This is a genomic window from Pseudobacteroides cellulosolvens ATCC 35603 = DSM 2933, assembly GCF_001262605.1.
In the GTDB taxonomy this organism is placed as follows: Bacteria; Bacillota; Clostridia; order Acetivibrionales; family DSM-2933; genus Pseudobacteroides; species Pseudobacteroides cellulosolvens.
The window spans coordinates 6,861,404-6,878,816 of sequence record NZ_LGTC01000001.1; the positions used below are offsets into that span (position 1 = coordinate 6,861,404).

Annotated in this window: 18 protein-coding genes and 2 pseudogenes; 8 read left to right on the top strand and 12 right to left on the bottom strand. The window is 33.7% G+C overall.

What is annotated here, in order from left to right:
- Positions 1 to 257 precede the first annotated feature (257 nt).
- From Bccel_RS28435 to Bccel_RS28440, 4 genes are all read left to right on the top strand, one after another.
- Positions 258 to 3,329, top strand: coding sequence for a stalk domain-containing protein (locus Bccel_RS28435; protein WP_050754012.1), 3,072 nt, complete (start codon positions 258 to 260; stop codon positions 3,327 to 3,329).
- Between the two features lie 552 nt (positions 3,330 to 3,881).
- Complete coding sequence (locus tag Bccel_RS30645; RefSeq protein WP_160317782.1) at positions 3,882 to 4,052, top strand: hypothetical protein; 171 nt, start codon at positions 3,882 to 3,884, stop codon at positions 4,050 to 4,052.
- Positions 4,039 to 4,167 (top strand): hypothetical protein, encoded by a 129-nt coding sequence (locus tag Bccel_RS32250; protein ID WP_276326232.1) that lies wholly within the window; start codon positions 4,039 to 4,041, stop codon positions 4,165 to 4,167. Before Bccel_RS30645 ends, Bccel_RS32250 begins: the two co-directional genes overlap by 14 nt.
- A 212-nt stretch (positions 4,168 to 4,379) precedes the next feature.
- Positions 4,380 to 5,453 (top strand): hypothetical protein, encoded by a 1,074-nt coding sequence (locus tag Bccel_RS28440; RefSeq protein WP_036946004.1) that lies wholly within the window; start codon positions 4,380 to 4,382, stop codon positions 5,451 to 5,453.
- 177 nt (positions 5,454 to 5,630) lie between these two features.
- Here the strand turns inward: Bccel_RS28440 and Bccel_RS28445 are convergent, their stop codons facing one another.
- Complete coding sequence (locus Bccel_RS28445; protein WP_036946002.1) at positions 5,631 to 5,981, bottom strand: hypothetical protein; 351 nt, start codon at positions 5,979 to 5,981, stop codon at positions 5,631 to 5,633.
- 117 nt (positions 5,982 to 6,098) lie between these two features.
- Here Bccel_RS28445 and Bccel_RS28450 point away from each other — a divergent pair.
- Positions 6,099 to 7,169: pseudogene (locus Bccel_RS28450) on the top strand (IS256 family transposase); the annotation flags it as partial.
- A 24-nt stretch (positions 7,170 to 7,193) separates the two neighbouring features.
- Here Bccel_RS28450 and Bccel_RS28455 read toward each other — a convergent pair.
- The 7 genes and pseudogenes from Bccel_RS28455 to Bccel_RS30650 all read right to left on the bottom strand — a co-directional run bounded on the left by Bccel_RS28455 (position 7,194) and on the right by Bccel_RS30650 (position 15,019).
- Positions 7,194 to 8,225: a tyrosine-type recombinase/integrase gene (locus tag Bccel_RS28455; RefSeq protein ID WP_081927292.1), complete on the bottom strand. Its 1,032-nt coding sequence runs from the start codon at positions 8,223 to 8,225 to the stop codon at positions 7,194 to 7,196.
- Positions 8,218 to 9,174, bottom strand: coding sequence for a tyrosine-type recombinase/integrase (locus Bccel_RS28460; protein ID WP_050754013.1), 957 nt, complete (start codon positions 9,172 to 9,174; stop codon positions 8,218 to 8,220). The genes Bccel_RS28455 and Bccel_RS28460 overlap by 8 nt, the downstream gene beginning before the upstream one ends.
- On the bottom strand, positions 9,171 to 10,400 hold the full coding sequence (locus tag Bccel_RS28465) for a tyrosine-type recombinase/integrase (RefSeq protein ID WP_050754014.1): 1,230 nt from the start codon (positions 10,398 to 10,400) through the stop codon (positions 9,171 to 9,173). The genes Bccel_RS28460 and Bccel_RS28465 overlap by 4 nt, the downstream gene beginning before the upstream one ends.
- A 66-nt stretch (positions 10,401 to 10,466) precedes the next feature.
- A pseudogene (locus Bccel_RS28470) lies at positions 10,467 to 11,537 on the bottom strand (IS256 family transposase); the annotation flags it as partial.
- 218 nt (positions 11,538 to 11,755) lie between these two features.
- Positions 11,756 to 14,101 carry an HD domain-containing phosphohydrolase gene (locus tag Bccel_RS28475; protein WP_050754015.1) on the bottom strand — a complete coding sequence of 782 codons (2,346 nt, stop codon included), beginning with the start codon at positions 14,099 to 14,101 and terminating at the stop codon, positions 11,756 to 11,758.
- A gap of 95 nt (positions 14,102 to 14,196) precedes the next feature.
- Complete coding sequence (locus tag Bccel_RS28480) at positions 14,197 to 14,472, bottom strand: hypothetical protein (RefSeq protein WP_050754016.1); 276 nt, start codon at positions 14,470 to 14,472, stop codon at positions 14,197 to 14,199.
- A 409-nt stretch (positions 14,473 to 14,881) separates the two neighbouring features.
- On the bottom strand, positions 14,882 to 15,019 hold the full coding sequence (locus Bccel_RS30650) for a hypothetical protein (RefSeq protein ID WP_154673522.1): 138 nt from the start codon (positions 15,017 to 15,019) through the stop codon (positions 14,882 to 14,884).
- Between the two features lie 236 nt (positions 15,020 to 15,255).
- Between Bccel_RS30650 and Bccel_RS32940 the strand changes: the two genes are divergently transcribed.
- Together Bccel_RS32940 and Bccel_RS32945 are read left to right on the top strand one after the other, a co-directional pair.
- Positions 15,256 to 15,528 (top strand): RHS repeat-associated core domain-containing protein, encoded by a 273-nt coding sequence (locus Bccel_RS32940; protein ID WP_050753818.1) that lies wholly within the window; start codon positions 15,256 to 15,258, stop codon positions 15,526 to 15,528.
- Positions 15,500 to 15,598, top strand: coding sequence for a hypothetical protein (locus Bccel_RS32945; protein ID WP_276326233.1), 99 nt, complete (start codon positions 15,500 to 15,502; stop codon positions 15,596 to 15,598). The genes Bccel_RS32940 and Bccel_RS32945 overlap by 29 nt, the downstream gene beginning before the upstream one ends.
- A gap of 354 nt (positions 15,599 to 15,952) precedes the next feature.
- Here the strand turns inward: Bccel_RS32945 and Bccel_RS31090 are convergent, their stop codons facing one another.
- Genes Bccel_RS31090 through Bccel_RS28500 form a run of 4 tightly spaced genes read right to left on the bottom strand, consistent with a single transcriptional unit; the run spans position 15,953 to position 17,155 of the window.
- A complete protein-coding gene (locus tag Bccel_RS31090; RefSeq protein WP_201781989.1) occupies positions 15,953 to 16,189 on the bottom strand; it encodes a glycine betaine ABC transporter substrate-binding protein in 237 nt (78 codons plus the stop codon).
- Positions 16,117 to 16,389, bottom strand: a complete 273-nt coding sequence (locus Bccel_RS32260) for a glycine betaine ABC transporter substrate-binding protein (RefSeq protein WP_050754017.1) — start codon at positions 16,387 to 16,389, stop codon at positions 16,117 to 16,119. The genes Bccel_RS31090 and Bccel_RS32260 overlap by 73 nt, the downstream gene beginning before the upstream one ends.
- 2 nt (positions 16,390 to 16,391) lie before the next feature.
- The gene (locus Bccel_RS31100) at positions 16,392 to 16,574 is read right to left on the bottom strand and encodes a hypothetical protein (RefSeq protein WP_050754018.1); all 183 of its coding nucleotides are present in this window, start codon (positions 16,572 to 16,574) and stop codon (positions 16,392 to 16,394) included.
- Positions 16,575 to 16,594: 20 nt separating this feature from the next.
- The gene (locus Bccel_RS28500) at positions 16,595 to 17,155 is read right to left on the bottom strand and encodes an ABC transporter permease (protein WP_242857057.1); all 561 of its coding nucleotides are present in this window, start codon (positions 17,153 to 17,155) and stop codon (positions 16,595 to 16,597) included.
- A gap of 43 nt (positions 17,156 to 17,198) precedes the next feature.
- On the opposite strand from Bccel_RS28500, the gene Bccel_RS32950 reads away from it, so the two are divergent.
- Positions 17,199 to 17,413, top strand: a 215-nt coding sequence (locus tag Bccel_RS32950) for a hypothetical protein (protein ID WP_242857058.1), incomplete at its 3' end; no start/stop codon positions are given.

Sequence of the window (17,413 nt, forward strand, 5' to 3'; positions counted from 1 at the left end):
CCCTTGCAATAACGCATTTTCTGATCCATTTATTAGCTGTTGATTGTGTGTGACGAATATATTGACTGATGGAAATTAATTGCTGACAAGTGGATTAAATGCATATTATAAATAACTCTATAATCTCTATAACATAAAGACTTTTCAAGTTCGCAATATAAGTGGTATAATTTTCATGACTTAGCAAAAGACCATTTGATTAACACTTATTTTGCACTCATTTTACAATAACTAACATTATACTAGGTGGAATAGTAATGCAAAAACAATTAAGAATTTTAAACCTACTTGTATTGATTATAATAACTTTTTCAGCTATACTGATCAATTCGCCAATTAGTAAGGCAGAAAAAAATGACAACCTTGGATTTATTAAGACCGCAAAAGACGTTGGATTAAAAGCCGATGGCACATTGTGGTCAATACCCCAAGAGGATGATCAGAAGTATTTAAAACTGGCTGAAGGCTATAAGGATATTGATTCAGATAAATATGATGATGCATATATTGGACTAAAAAAAGACGGTACTCTTTTAGTGTGGGGCAAAAACACCATGGGACAGTTTGCTGAAAGTACACTTGATGAAAGCAACAAGCCCATAAAGATTATGGACAATGTTAAAGCCATTTCGGGTTTATCTGCATTAAAAAACGATGGATCTGTTTGGGCATGGGGTGGTAATGTTTTTCATGATAGTGAATCCAAGGTGAATAAGCCTATGTTTTTGTATAAGGGAGCTACAGCAATTTCATATGGCAGTGTATGCATATATCTGATAGATAAAAAATCCACCTTGTATGCTATTAGAAATTATTACTGTGGTGCCCCGCTAAGTAAGGGTAATAAGGTTAAGATATCTGATAATGTTAAAAATGTTGCCAGCAACTACTATATCACAAATGACAATAACTTATGGGGGATTAACATATCAGAAAAAGATACAAATCCTGATCCCAATATATCAGAAAGTATCTATGATTTTTCCAAAAGATTAGTTTTAAAAGATGTTGTTTATGTTGACTCTAATGAAGATTCAGAAATTTCCTATTTAAACAGAAATGGAACAAGCTGTGCAATAAAATTTGATGGTAGTTTATGGGCATGGGGTATGGATTTTATATGGTCTGGTGGAAAATGTAATTACCAATTACCACAAAAGTTAATGAACAATGTCAAATATGCTAGTTGTGGATTCCATAATATTCAGATAATAAAAAAAGACGGGTCTGTATGTTATTTTGGTCTTAAATCACCAAAGAGCATATATTCATTACCAATAGTAGCTGATAAGAATGTATCAAAGGTATATGAGAATTTTTCATGGATACTCACAAAAGATGACACCCTAATGTGGAAAACACATATAGGATACGAAGGTAAAAACAGAGTTTTAACTAAAAATGCTTCGCAAAATGTAGAGTGGAATGGGAATAAGGCAACAATAAAAAATCCTGACGGCACAAGTTGGGAATATGAATTAAATAATATTGTAGATTCTTATAGTGTTAATATGTTTAATGGTGATTTTAAAAAACGATTTGGGAGAATTGCTATAAAAAATGATAACACACTTTGGCAGGAAAATTCTAAATTATTCGGTAATTCTGATTATGTAAAAATTAATATAGATGCAACAAACATCAAATCTATTTATTCACATTATGGTAGTCGGTTATATATTCTTTATAATGATAATTCATTGTGGGTTAGCTTTGGGAAATCGGTTGGGGAAGATGAAGAGGATAGCTTAGAAACTCAGCCCCTTGAATATCAACCACCAGTTAAACTGGCAGATGATGTGAAGGATCTTAATGTTACTGAATATTACACTTTTGCCATAACAAATAACGGTGCATTATATGGCTGGTTTTTTACGTCCTATATCCCAGGACAAGATATTCCAGGGAAAAAAATAATGGATGATGTTGACTCCTTTGATAACAACACCCATATACTAGATATAATTAAAAAAGATAAGTCTCATTGGAATTTAATGTGTCCTATCATTGAAAAGTATGAGGAAAACGAGAAATTTAATGAGGAGATTGCACAAAATGCCCATAAAGATATAAATAATATGGAAGACATTAAAATCAATAGCTACAATTACTACATAAAATCAAATGGAGATCTTTGGGTCAGAGGATACGGTGATGATACTTTTGTTAGCTGTTTTGGTGATAAAATTATGCTTAATTTTGGGAAAGTATTGGACAATGTTGTCCGAGTGGAACATGATTCTATCTATAATAGGGGGTTAGCTCTTTGTAATGATGGTTCCCTTTGGGAATACGGAATGGTTACTAAATATGATTATAATAAATCGCCAGAAACGATAAAGGCAGATATAAAGCCACGGAAAGTAATGGAAGATGTTAAAGATTTTAAAATTAGCCAAAATTCATGTGCAGCAGTAAAAAATGATGGAAGTTTGTATGTGTGGGGTGACAACAAAGCTGGTCAACTTGGCAACGGAAACACAAAATATGTTGAAAAGCCTGAGAAAATTTTGGATAATGTAGATAAAGTTTATATAAACTATTATTCAATGAATGCATTGAATAAAGATGGAACACTTATGAGCTGGGGATGTGGAAATGATTTGTTTCGCGAAAAACCATTTACGTATAATCCTATTACAATTTCATCCTCCGAAAATAAAATATCAAGTACCCATTTTGAATCTGTTGGCCTAGGTGAAGATATACAGGTTTTTGTCAAGGTCAATGATAGCAGGTTTACTAAAAGTGCAAAGCTTGTTTTAGAAAATGGAGATGTTATTCTTCTTGATAAAAGCAATAGATGTTATTTTACTGGCAAAATCACCAGGACTAAAAGTGAAGGCATTCTAAAATATCATATTGTTGCATCAGATGGAAAAGATAATGAAATAAAATCAAGTGAGTATAAAGTACAAATATTAAGTAATAAAATGGTCCTTCTTGATGCTACGAATGGAGAATTTGCAGTAAAGGATTTTAAAGTTTTTGTAGATGGGAATAGAATATTATCTGATTATCAACCTCTTATTTTATTAAAAAATGGAAGAACCTTATTCCCAGTTCGTGCAATGTCAAGCCTATTAAAAGCAGATATAAAATGGGATGGATCTACCAAATCTATTAATGTAACTAAAGATGACAACAAAATTTCTTTCAAGATCGGAAGCAAAGAGATACTGGTAAATGATAAAAAAGAAACTATTGATATACCTGCAATAATTGTTGAGGATATGACAATGTTGCCTTTAAGATCATTATGTGAACTGCTTGGTGCAAAAGTGTCGATTGATTCAGAAAATCAATCTATACTTATAAGAACTAAGTGATATATTTTTCAAATAGTTTTATAATAAATAGATAATAACATTTTAAATAATGAAATTGAATCATCATGTCGTATGCGATAAATTTCTTTTTCTGACTTCTAAGACTGGAATTTCTTCAAAGTCGCTTAAAGTGGCCCAGATAAAGTATATGGTTGAACGCTTATCCATATACTTTATCTGGGCCTGACTCTGCAAGACTTCTAAGCAGCAGCTTTTCAGTTACTTAAAGTCCCTTTATAGACTCAAAAGTAATGCTTCGCCAGCATTTCTAAATGTTGAGGGGGAATTGTTTTTCCCAAGACTCGGAACATCAGCTTCTATAAATCGGCTTTGAATTCATAATTTTTCCCTTGGTGGTTTTTGCATAAATTCAACAAAGCCCTTTATATATGGTGATACAAGGAGATAGAATCAAACATATTAGGAGGAATATCGTAGCTTATTTTTATGTATAGTAGAGATTTTTTAGATATAATGTTATAATTATGCAGATATTTTAGGTTTCCAAATAGATTACACTTAATTTAAGTAAAATAATAGGGAGGTTTTGTGATGAAAAGAATTTATAAAATTTTAATTGGAATTTTTGCAGTATCAATTACCAGTGTAGCTGCCATTAGCATTGTATGGAGCTATGATACCGTGAGGAAAATCGAGGCAACTGTTAATGACAATATAAAAATATATTTGAACAATGATGGTTATGGAATTGCAAGAGACTGAAAAATGGAATGTAGACGGAGTAAGAAGTTCTACAGAATGGAAAAGAATTCTTGAACTATCTGATGAAATTAAAAAAATAATAGAACAAAAAAACACTCATATGGAAAGCCATTAGAGAATATCAGGAGTCCAAGTATAGGCACTTTACATCATTACTTATACTAGGTTAGCACAAAGAAAAAAGAAAGTGTGTATTATTAATAGTTTATGTTTTATATTTTTATTCTGTCAAACTCGTGATTAAAATAAAAAGGTTTTTTGACGATGATTTTTATATAATATGCTCAAGAAAACAAGGCATAAAGATGCAGGAGGTGCGGATAAAAAATGTATAAATTATTTGGAATACTCTTTTTATCAGTGATTTGTATTATGCTAAATGCTTGTAATGTAAAAGAAAAGCATAGTGCTATATCAACAAATAATAAGAATGAAAATTCTAGTATGTTTGTTCCAGAAAAAACAAAAGAAAGTTCAACATCCACTTTAGATAAGGAAATTAACACCCCTACGATTAATACTCCAAGAAATACATTATCTGAAAATAAGAACAATGTCAAAGATAAAATAATAGATGATACTTCAAAATGGAATCATCCGACAAGAGATGTATTTGAGAAATACTCATACCATGTAGACAAATTAGAATTTCTTAAGGATGGAGTATATCCCGTTTTTTATATAAGTATTAATGATATTGTGCATAATTGTATGGAAATTAACAGTTTGGATTTTATAAATGAACTTGCGAAAGCAAATGGATTTTGGAGTTTTGAGATCATCACTAAGGAAGAACAAGTAAATCAGCCATATGAATATTCATTTTTTGTTAATAAGCTTAAGGTTATATGTGATAATCATTATAAGCGAGTGGAAAAGTTTTATGAATATATAAAGCGTAATGAGAAAGAAGAAATTTATGAAAACATATTAACTGAAGATACCACTATTAGAGATCAGAGCCAGTTTGAATTGGTATATAAAGGATTTAAAATAAATAAAAATACAACCGTTGATGAAGTAATAAAAAAAATCGGAACAGGAACAGCTGATGAATCTAATAACTATGGGTATATTGGTGTATCCGGTGATGTACATTATGCCCGTATGTCATACCCAAAGGATATCCCTATATTTGATATTGTTACTACCGGAGGAGATAGATTTGCAAACGGATCAATAGCATACCTGGATATTACAGATACAAAAGATCGTTTGGTAAATAAAGGCAATACATATGATGAATTATTTGAATGTTATGGTGGACCAAACTGGATTGTATATAAAAATGGAATGTTGTATAAATGTAAAGTTTTCTCTAAAAATGGTTATAAAGAATACTTGGAGTTTGATTTCTCAGAAAACCAGAAAATTGAGAGAGTACTGATCTGCTACAGATAAAACATTAATATATAGATTTGTGATTAGATAGTTTTATTAGTTAAACTATGATTTTATCAGCATTTGTTAGCAATGCAATAATGTCTTGGAAACAAGCAGAGAATATCAAAGGGCCAAAGAATCTTAACAAATCCGTTATTCTATCAATATTCGGTTAATTGCTTATTCACAAGCATGTTATTCTTTTAAATTCTTTTTTAGAGAAGGAACAAAATGCCTAGGGTTTGATTTTAATTCAAGAAGTATTGGTAGTGTACCTAAAAAAGCCATGAAAAACGTCAAGATTAGATTAGACTTTGTAGCCTTTAAAAATTCACTATTTGAAAATAGATTATGTAAGTTTTCTCCAGTGATAGGGATTCCATTTTGCACGAATAATAACAGTATAATAATAGGTTGTGCAATAGCAATTGCAATAATAACCGAAAAAGAAATTATCCATTTTGTCCAAGCTCCGAGTTGTCCTTTAAAAAAATAGTATCCTTTTAATGCACAAAAGCCCATTATTAATGCCAAAGCTGCGTACATTTTCTCTAAAAACAGTTGAGCTAAAATGAGGATGTATCAAATTTTGTGTATGGAAAGATTAAGTAGTCTCCTTCTTGGCAAGAATTAGTAATAATTAATGTCAAGGAGGAGACTTTTATGTCAACACTAACAAAAGAGCAGGTTAAAGCAATCGTTCAGGGAAATAATTTCCAAAGTGTTTCGGATGTAAGTGCTTATTTGAAAGATATTTTTAGAGATGTAATCCAAGAACTATTAGAGGCAGAACTTGAAGTAAATCTTGGATATTCTAAGGAAGAACCAAACAAAAAGAATACAGATAACAGCAGGAATGGCTACACCCCAAAGACTTTAAAAAGTGAGTTTGGAGAAGTAGAAATACAGGTTCCAAGAGACCGTAAAGGGGAGTTCCAACCAAAAATTGTTCCTAAATACCAGAGAAATGTTACAGGCATTGAAGATAAAGTTATATCACTATATGCAAGTGGTATGTCTACCAGAGATATTAGTAAGCAGGTTGAAGAACTCTATGGTATTGATTTTTCTGCTGAAATGGTAAGTAGAATTACAGACCGTATTGTACCTGAAATAAAAGAATGGCAACAAAGACCTTTAGAGAGCATATACTCTTTTGTTTTTTTAGACGCCATTCACTACAAGGTAAGGGATGACGGACGAATAGTAAACCGTGCGGCATATGTAGTACTTGGAGTTACTGTTGATGGAAGTAAGGATGTTTTGGGTATTTGGATTGGAGATAATGAGTCATCAAAGTTTTGGCTTGGTGTTCTAAATGACTTAAAGAACAGAGGTGTAAAGGATGTTTTAATCTTTTGTGTAGATGGCCTTACTGGGCTTAGAGACGCTATAAATGCAGCATATCCAAAAGCAGAAGTTCAGCGTTGTATAATTCATCAGTTGCGTAATTCATTTAAATACGTATCCTATAAAGATGCCAAGGAGTTCAGCAGTGATTTTAAAGAAGTGTATCAAGCTATAAACGAGGATGTTGCCTTAGAAAAGCTTTACGAACTAAAGGAAAAGTGGGGTAAGGAATATCCATTTGCAATAAGAAGTTGGGAGAACAACTGGGATGTATTGAGTCCATTTTATAAATTTTCGGAAGAGGTACGGAAAATAATCTACACAACTTATACCGAAAAAATAATTATGCCGATATTTTATGAAATCCCAGCAAATAAAAGGATAACAGAAAAAATATCGGCATAGTTTTTATAGCCTATAAAGTTGTTTTAATACTGTCTCATCCTTCCATAGCTTTTCTTCCGAACCAGAGGGATTGGCCTTTTCAATAGCATCAGCCAATGTTTTCAGAGTTGCAAATGCATAGAAACCGCTGGTGGTTGAAATGCTTTCATGCCCTAGAATCTGCTGGATATATGACAAAGGACATCCAGCCTGATACAGATCCATTGCCCTGGTTTTTCTTAACATATGAAAGTGAATCTTTTCTGGCATCGCAATAGTGCACCTGCTTGCGTCAGCGTATTTTTTCAATAGGTCCTGCATTGTATCGTCAGAAAGATAATGCTGTACTCCATGTGTTGTAGCATAAAACAAGGGTGTATCCATCTTTATCATTGGATGGAATTCTTTTAGGTATGTTTTCAGATGTTCGATAGTTTTACTCATCAGTGGCACGTTTCTATACTTTGAACCTTTTCCTAAGATAGTCACATATGGAACTTCTGCATCTAAGTGAAGAGATGATACCGTCAAATTTATAAGTTCACTAACACGCAATCCGGCATCATAACCGAGTATCATAATCATTCGATTTCTTCGACCGAGCTTTGTGTCAACAGGCGATGCTGCCAGAAGTGTCTTAAGCTGCCCATCCTCAAAGTATTCTATTTCATTTTTAGGCACAGTAAGTCCTTTTACCGCTTTCGCATTTAGATAAATCGCAGTGATATCTATTGCTTCTTCAGATGCATAAGCGAGCAATGCCCGGATTGCAGTCATTTGGAGATTACATGTTTTTTCACTCAACCGTTGGGAATCTTTCATAAATAACAGATAATTTTTAAGGTTATTTTTATTAAAGTCTTGATAGCATATGCCTGCTCTTTTAATAGATTTTTCTTTTTCCAGAAAATCAATATATCTATTGAGTGACCGCCTATAGACGTCTATGGTATTCAAACTCTTTTTACGAATATTTGGAAGTTCATTGTTTAGATATTCAGATGCACTGTTCCAAAAAAAACTACTGTCTTGATCTGCTGTTGCTTTTTTATTCATAAGCATTGACCTCCGGTAATAACCCCTCAAATAAGGATGATTTTTTTACTATTGCATCATAAATATCAGGAACAAGGTGGAAATAGTAAAGTGTATTTTCTATATCTTGATGTCCCATATATTTCATCAAGTATGGGATCATTACATTTATGTCTCTTCCTTCCCTAAGCCAGCGGTTCATGTTAGCATAGGCAAAATGGTGTCGGAAATCGTAAGCTCTTACGCTCACGCCATCGCATTTTTTCTTCGGAAAGGCTGTATACCAGATTTTCAAAAAGTTCTTCTGAAATGTGTTAGCACCATAAGGGGTATCTTCTCGTGAAGGAAAGAAAAAAGTTCTGTCAGGAAAGAGATGATTCATTGTTGCGTCATAGATCAGAAGATAATCAGACAATTCCTGTGAAATAAAAAGTCGTCTACTTTTTGGACCTTTGGATTGAAGGATGTCAATATAGTTTTCTGCCAGATGTACATTTTCAGTTTTTAGGGTTCTGGCCTCTTTACAGCGTAGACCACAGCAATAAAGTAATCTATACATTGCAGGCAACACGATATGCCTTTTAGGGACATGGCAATCGTATTGGAGACTGTCACACTCAATGAAAAAAGCTTCAATCTCACCATCTGTAAATAAATATGGTTGGACAGGCGTCGGTAGTGAAACTTTTCCTTGAGGAATTACATATGCAGATGTGTATCCCAAACCAATAAGATATCTTGAGAATTCTCTGAGAGCAGCCGCTATGTTATATAGACTTCCTGGAGTAGTTGCATATCTACTTAAAAATGTATTTACAGTATCTTTGTCGGGTATGTTTTCAGCAGGAGAATGTCTGTCTGAAAAATCAAGATATTTATTCAGATGATATCCCGCAGTAGCATAGACATACCCATTCCGTGTTTTGTATTCTAAAAATTCTTTTATCAAATCGGATAGTGTTTTATTCATTTGCGTACACCTCCGGGAAGAGGAAGGGTACAGGCTGCCATTGTTGTTTCGTTTGTTGATAGATATACAGATACAATATTCTGATCAGTATGGCCAAGAACTGCAGAGATATTAGTCATGGAAACTCCAGACCTGAGCATAACAGAAGCTGCATTATGCCTTGTCATTCGACTGCCAGAAACTCTTCCTTCGTTAGATATACCAGCTAATGCTTCCATTTTTAAGAGTACACTTCTGATTGAAGAACCTTCTCCATTTAAGCGTGTGAACGGTGCCAACTCTCTAACAAAAAGATATTTGGAATTACATTCGGGTCGTTCATTCAGTATGTAATCAACAATGGTATTGCCATAAGATTTTCGAAGCGGGATATTTAATGCCATCCCTGTTTTTTGTTGCCTTATATAGATTACATCTTTATTCCAATCAATATCAGTAAGTTTGATATTACAGATATCTACTGCCCTCAATCCTGTTTCTAACAGTAACAGACAAATAGCTTTATCACGTTTAGTAAGATTGCCACCTGATAGTATTTCGTTTATAGCACTGGTTTCTGATTCTCTATATATTTCTATTATCCTGTGCTCACGAGGAAGCCGGGTCGGAAGCTCCATTATAAGATGCTTTATATCAGGATGGAGAGAAAGGAATCTTTTAAGGCCTGACAGACCGCTTGCAATAGTAGTTGGTTTAAAGTAGCCATGTTCATAAAGATATAAGATGAAATTTCTGATATCACCAGAACTCAACTCATTGATTGACCGATAAGATTTTTCTTCACAATAGATTAAAAGATATGCAACAATTCTCTTGTAAGTATAGATAGTATTAGGCTGAAGCTGATTCTCTTTTAAAATCATAGCGAATCTATTAAACTCATTTTTTAATGTTTCTGTCTGTATACCATCACTTGCAGATTTCCCATTTTTTCTTGAAGTATTCACTTCACCATCAGAAATATAAGATTTGATAAGATTTACCACCCTGATTCGTTGGCGTTCTTTAAGAACAGAGTATTTGCCAGTATACTTGTTTTTGTTGTCACTGAGGTATTCCTGAAATAATTTATCTGAAGGTTCAGAAATCCCCTTGTTTTGTGCGAGTGAATTTACAACATGAAATTTCTTTTGGTACCGCAGAAGAGTCTCAGTGCTATATTCCTTTTCTTTTAGAGATTCTAATGTAAGACGTAGAACTTCTTCTAATTTAGTTTCTTCTGGCATTATAATGCACCTCCCTTTAAGATGAAGATACATTATATAGAAAAACTATGCCGATATTTTTTCTGGTATCCTTTTATTTTCTGGGATTTCATAAAATATCGGCATAATTATTTTTTCGGTATAAGTTGTGTAGATTATTTTCCGTACCTCTTCCGAAAATTTATAAAATGGACTCAATACATCCCAGTTGTTCTCCCAACTTCTTATTGCAAATGGATATTCCTTACCCCACTTTTCCTTTAGTTCGTAAAGCTTTTCTAAGGCAACATCCTCGTTTATAGCTTGATACACTTCTTTAAAATCACTGCTGAACTCCTTGGCATCTTTATAGGATACGTATTTAAATGAATTACGCAACTGATGAATTATACAACGCTGAACTTCTGCTTTTGGATATGCTGCATTTATAGCGTCTCTAAGCCCAGTAAGGCCATCTACACAAAAGATTAAAACATCCTTTACACCTCTGTTCTTTAAGTCATTTAGAACACCAAGCCAAAACTTTGATGACTCATTATCTCCAATCCAAATACCCAAAACATCCTTACTTCCATCAACAGTAACTCCAAGTACTACATATGCCGCACGGTTTACTATTCGTCCGTCATCCCTTACCTTGTAGTGAATGGCGTCTAAAAAAACAAAAGAGTATATGCTCTCTAAAGGTCTTTGTTGCCATTCTTTTATTTCAGGTACAATACGGTCTGTAATTCTACTTACCATTTCAGCAGAAAAATCAATACCATAGAGTTCTTCAACCTGCTTACTAATATCTCTGGTAGACATACCACTTGCATATAGTGATATAACTTTATCTTCAATGCCTGTAACATTTCTCTGGTATTTAGGAACAATTTTTGGTTGGAACTCCCCTTTACGGTCTCTTGGAACCTGTATTTCTACTTCTCCAAACTCACTTTTTAAAGTCTTTGGGGTGTAGCCATTCCTGCTGTTATCTGTATTCTTTTTGTTTGGTTCTTCCTTAGAATATCCAAGATTTACTTCAAGTTCTGCCTCTAATAGTTCTTGGATTACATCTCTAAAAATATCTTTCAAATAAGCACTTACATCCGAAACACTTTGGAAATTATTTCCCTGAACGATTGCTTTAACCTGCTCTTTTGTTAGTGTTGACATAAAAGTCTCCTCCTTGACATTAATTATTACTAATTCTTGCCAAGAAGGAGACTACTTAATCTTTCCATACACAAAATTTGATACATCCTCAAACGCAACTGCAAAAAAGCTTACCTTCATAATTTTTGAAGATAAGCTTTATCAACTTAAAGTGTTGGTATTATAAACATGTACATCTGGATAGATTTAATTTTAAAGTGAATATCTATAGTATATTTTTAGCCAATAGTCACTGACTCATTTTGGATAGCCTCAACATATTTATTTTTTATTTCAATGAATTCACTGAGATTTTCAAAAAATACGTCAACCAATTGAGGATCAAAATGCTTTCCTCTTTCATTTTTTATTAATTCCAATATTCGATCCATTTCCCAGGCTTTCTTATATACACGATCACTGGCCAGTGCATCAAACACATCTGCCAAAGCTAAAATTCTTCCATAAATACTTATTTCCTCTCCTTTTAATCCTCTTGGATACCCCGTACCGTCATATTTCTCGTGATGCTCATAGGCGATTATAGAGGCAAGCTTCAACATTTTTCTATTTGATTTATTAATCATATTGTATCCGATTTCTACATGGTTTTTGATAATTTCATATTCTTGCGGAGTAAGTTTTCCGGGCTTATTTAAAATTTCATCCGCTATAGCTATCTTTCCTATATCATGCATGGGCGAAACAAGTTTTAACATATTGGCTTCTTCCTGAGAAAAGCCAATCTTTATGGCTAGTAAATAGGAGTATTCCGCCACTCTTTTCACATGATACCCTGTTTCTCTTGAACGGGCTTCTGCTGCTTCTCCCAGCGTATATATCATTTCGCTCTGGGTCTCATTAATCTCTTCGTTAAGCTTTAAAATGTCTCTAATCGAATGATTTAAAAGAAGCAGTGTTTTGGTTCTGGATAAAAGTTCTTTTTTATCAAAAGGTTTATTAACATAATCATTAGCCCCAGCCTCAAATCCTGCAACTAAATCTTTGGGCTGATTTTTAGCAGTGAGCATTAACACAGGGAGTTCAAAAAGGTTAAATTTTTCTCTAATTTTTTTACATACATCATATCCTGACATTTTGGGCATCATAATATCCAAAAAAACTAGGTCATATTCCCTTTCATTTAAAATTTCCAATGCTTCAATTCCGCTTTCTGCAAAAGATACATGATAGTGCTCTAATGATAAGTGGTTAAACAAAACCTGTCTGTTTACTTTTTCATCATCTACCACAAGAACTCGATATTCTGCTTCCTCATAAGGAACTTCGAAAAAATTGGTTATAATAGCACTTTCTTCATATTCAAACTTTGTTAGTAATTGGGGTTCCAATGGAATGTTTTGCGACTTTTGGCCTACAGGTAGCGTAAAACCAAATTTTGAGCCTACTCCAAGCTCTGAATCTACCCATATTGTGCCTCCATGGATCTCAACCAGTTGTTTTGAAATGGCAAGTCCGAGTCCAGTACCCCCATATTTTCTTTCAATAGAGCTGTCTACCTGTTCGAAGGATTTAAATATGTCCAAGCACTTTTCTTTTGGAATCCCAATCCCTGTATCTTCAATATATATAAAAATCCACTCATCTTTTTGTTCCGCTCTGATCTTAACGTAACCTTCACTGGTAAATTTGATGGCATTTCCTAATAAATTAAACAAAATTTGCTGAACCCTGTTTTCATCGGCAAAAGCACAAGGGATATCATCGGGAATTTCATTTTTCAACGCAATATTTCTTGTAGATGTCAGTGATTTTAAAATGTTTAAAACCATCTCAGAAGCCTGCTTTAAGTCAATATTTTTACTGGATATTGCAATATCGTTGCTTTTTAGCTTTGAGAAGTCAAGGATATCATTGATAAGACTGGAAAGTCTCTTGCTACTGGAAATAATCATATTGAGATTCTCTTTCATTTTGGGGTTGGGTTCCCCCGCCACACCGTCAACCAATGATTCAGTGAGGCCAATAATACTATTGATGGGTGTTCGAAGCTCATGTGAAACATTTGCTAAAAACTCATCTTTTAGTTTATCCAACTGTTTCAATCTTAGAACAAAGTTATTAAAATTATCAACTACTTGTCCGATTTCATCCTTTGAACTGATTTTTATTGAAGTGGATAATCCGCTATCATTATTGGCAAGACTTCTAAATGCCAGGATTACATCCCTGATTGGCGTATATACTACTCTTAAGGAAATTATAAATACGATAATAAGCATTGCAATTGACATTACATTTGAATACACAATTTTTTGCATTTGTTTTGAATATGTTTCTCTTAATTCATTTTGAAATAATTCTATCTTTTCTTTATATATTTCACTTGATATTTGGTTATTATTGTTAATGTTTTGGTCTACCGTTAATCGAATTGAAGATACGATAGTTAAACATGTTATTGTGAGTTGAAGGATAATAGCCATAGGAATAATTATCGAAATACTAAAAAATTTCATTTTATAATTTATATATCCCTTACCTTGGTGAACCCCCAGCTCAGATGTTTCTTTTTCAAGATAATATATTAGTATAAATGTTAATGAAATACAAAGAAAAAACAACTGAGGAAGCCCTCCTAAAAGGACAATTGCAGCACTATATTGTTGTTTATTACCCGAAAGGAAAGTTGAAAATAACCCCACAGTATTATACACTATCAAAAATACAATAAAAAGTTTTCAATGAATTTTATATTATTTCTTGCTACTTGTTTAAGATTTTCTTGTTTTGAATCCAAGTATTTTATGATGGGTGTTAGTTTGTAATTAATCACGGTAGAACCTAGTATAGAAAATACCAGTATGTATATAAAAACCGCGATGGGGATATTTGTTAGACTTTCACCTTGCAATATAGAAGTACTAAATCCAAAAAATGGACAAACCAAAACAGAAAAGAACAAAATGAAGTTTATTTTTTTTCTTAAACTCATTCGAAATCCTCCCTAATTTTTACATATGAAGAACAGCCAAAGCAAACAGTATCTAAAATTACATGAAGTGCATGATTAGATCAATGCCGTATAATACGAAGACTCTATACACTTTTAATATCGGATAAATTCTAGTTTTATTAATATATATATAGAGTTAGTTCATGATGATATTTTTGGTATTTTTCTCTGTTGGACTTCTGTATTATTTTTGCCAAACTATTTAATAAGCTTAAGACACGATTTCCCATCCTTTAGCATGATTATACTATTTCCGTACCAGGTGGATTCATCCAATTGGGTAACAATAAGAATGGTAATGCTTTTTATGTTGATTTCCCTTAACAGCTCAAGAATCTCTGTGCCGGTTTTACTGTCCAGATTACCAATAGGCTATCTACTAGGATCATTAATTAAAGCTGCTAAGGCTTTCCTTTACTCTATTTCCGATCATTCCTTGGTCATGTGATTTTTTCAATGCAAAATCCCTACTGTATCCAACAATTCTAACGAGGAATATACTTTTCCATGTGAACATTGAAGACACCGGATGCCTCTCTTGAAAAAATGATACTTATGAACATCACTATTGCTACCTTTGGGACGAAAATCCAATGCAATTCACGTATGTCGAAATTCACAGCGTCCCTCTCTACTTGCACCGCGAAATTGTCTTCACTTTATAAGGCCAAACTAGCCGTTTAAGGCAGACCTCAGCTTCTTTTATGATTTGTAGGAACAACTCATTGATAGAATGATTCCATACCTGGGTGTTTGCTGCCATTGTTGGACACATCCGTTCTTTTGTCTATTATACAAGCTTTCTATGTGTCCATCAAATTGGATGTACTCCAGTATCAGTATGATGCATTTGGTAATACAGTTGAAGCTGTTGAGAAAGTACAGAATAGATTTAGGTATGCTGGGGAACAGTTTGACTCTGTGACTGGTCAATACTACCTTAGCACAAGATTCTATAACCCAGTTGTAGGAAGGTTCACACAAGAACACCTTCAGAAGAGACGGAATGAATCTTTATTCATATGTTCGAAATAATCCGATTAAATATGTCGATCCTACAGGACATTGGGCGATGCTGTTCATAGAGGAGTTACTGAAAGTATAGCATCTAACATTATTAGAAAATCCAACATTAATTACACCATTCATATACATTAAAATTTCTTTTATAAATGAATTAAAGGAGCATTAAGCTCCTATATAAATCAAGGTATATGTTTATCAATTAATTAAGTTCCAGCATTTTGTCCACCTTATCTTTATTTTTATCAATCCATGCTTTTGCAACATCTTCAGGGGAGATTCATTATCGATTTCAACTATCATTTTTTCAATTTCACTTACATCAATGTTCCACTTGCTTAAAAATTATACGCTTCAGGTGCTTTGTTTTTTATTTGTTATTTGTAAGTACGTGTACTTCTGATGTTTTGAAAAATCCTTTGGGTCTTTTAATACTTCAGTTGGTATTTAACAAACATGGGGTGGGGACGCAGCCAAGGCAAATAACGGGTTTTTTGCTTGCGATTAATTTTGATGCCTGAGCCAGCATTGCACCTTCACTTGATGCAACATACTCCAAATCCAAGCCGTATGCCTTGATCATCTCTTTTGATGTCATAGTCATGCCGGCCCCTTCTTCAATACCATATATCTTTTTGTCAAAAAGGCTTTCTTTTCCCTTAATATCCGCCACTGAATCAATACTTCAACATAGGTAGGAACCACCCAACCTAATTCCCCGTTTGGATAACTTACAGATACATCATCAATGGTTCTGCCGAATGTATTCATATAATTTTTGTGCATGTCCGGCAGCCAGGAATCCATGAAAATATCTATATCACCTTTTGATAACCTGCATAGACACCCCAGCGTCTGCACTGATTTCTTCAACTTTATATCCCATATTTACCAAAAATAGACTTTGCTATTTTGGTAGGAGGTACAGTGCTTGACCAAGGTGTTACACCCATTGTCAGCGTTATGTTTTTGGGAGAGGCGGCATTATTGCTGCCGCATCCTATTGAAGAACATATAATTAAAAAAGACATAATGAAAATTTTGATAAATTTTAACATAGAAATTCTCCTTGTATTTATTACTTTTTTTGTCCCAGTCCCTGGGTTATCCTGTCGAGAATAATTGCAAGAACTACAATTCCCAAACCGCCAACCAGACCTTTACCAACATTAACGCTTGATATTCCTGAAAGAACCAGTGAACCAAGGCCTGGAGCGCCTATCATTGAGGCAATGACTGCCATTGAAAGTGCCAGCATGATAGTTTGATTGATTCCTGCCATAATGGTTGGGATAGCCAATGGCAGTTGAACTTTTAGTAGTAATTGTTTTTGTGTGGCACCAAAGGCTTGAGCAGCTTCCATAACATCGTTGGGAATCTGTCTTATACCAAGGTTTGTCATACGTACCGACGGAGGTGTTGCAAATATAAAAGTAGAAATAACCGCTGGAACGTTTCCAAGCCCGAATAGGAGTATGGCTGGAATTAAATATACAAAACTTGGCAAAGTCTGCATGAAGTCCAGAATAGGTCGCACTATGCGGTCAACTGTTTTGGATTTGGAAGTTATAATACCTATAGGAATGCCAACAATAATTGAAAGGATTGTGGCAACAACTACCACTGATAATGTCTGCATAGCTTCCCGCCATATATCAACGGAGCCTAAATAGAGAAAGCCTATGGCGGAGAATAACGCAACCCATCTGCCTGCAAATTTCCAAGCCAAAATGATAATTATGATTGCCATCAATTCCGGAGGTATTTTGGTGAAAATATTGGTGATTAAATCTATAAATCCACCTATTATATCGCTAATACTGTTAAAGAAATCACCCAAAGTAGGTATGAGCCAATCATTAACAAATATATTGGTCCATTTTCAACAGGTAAATTA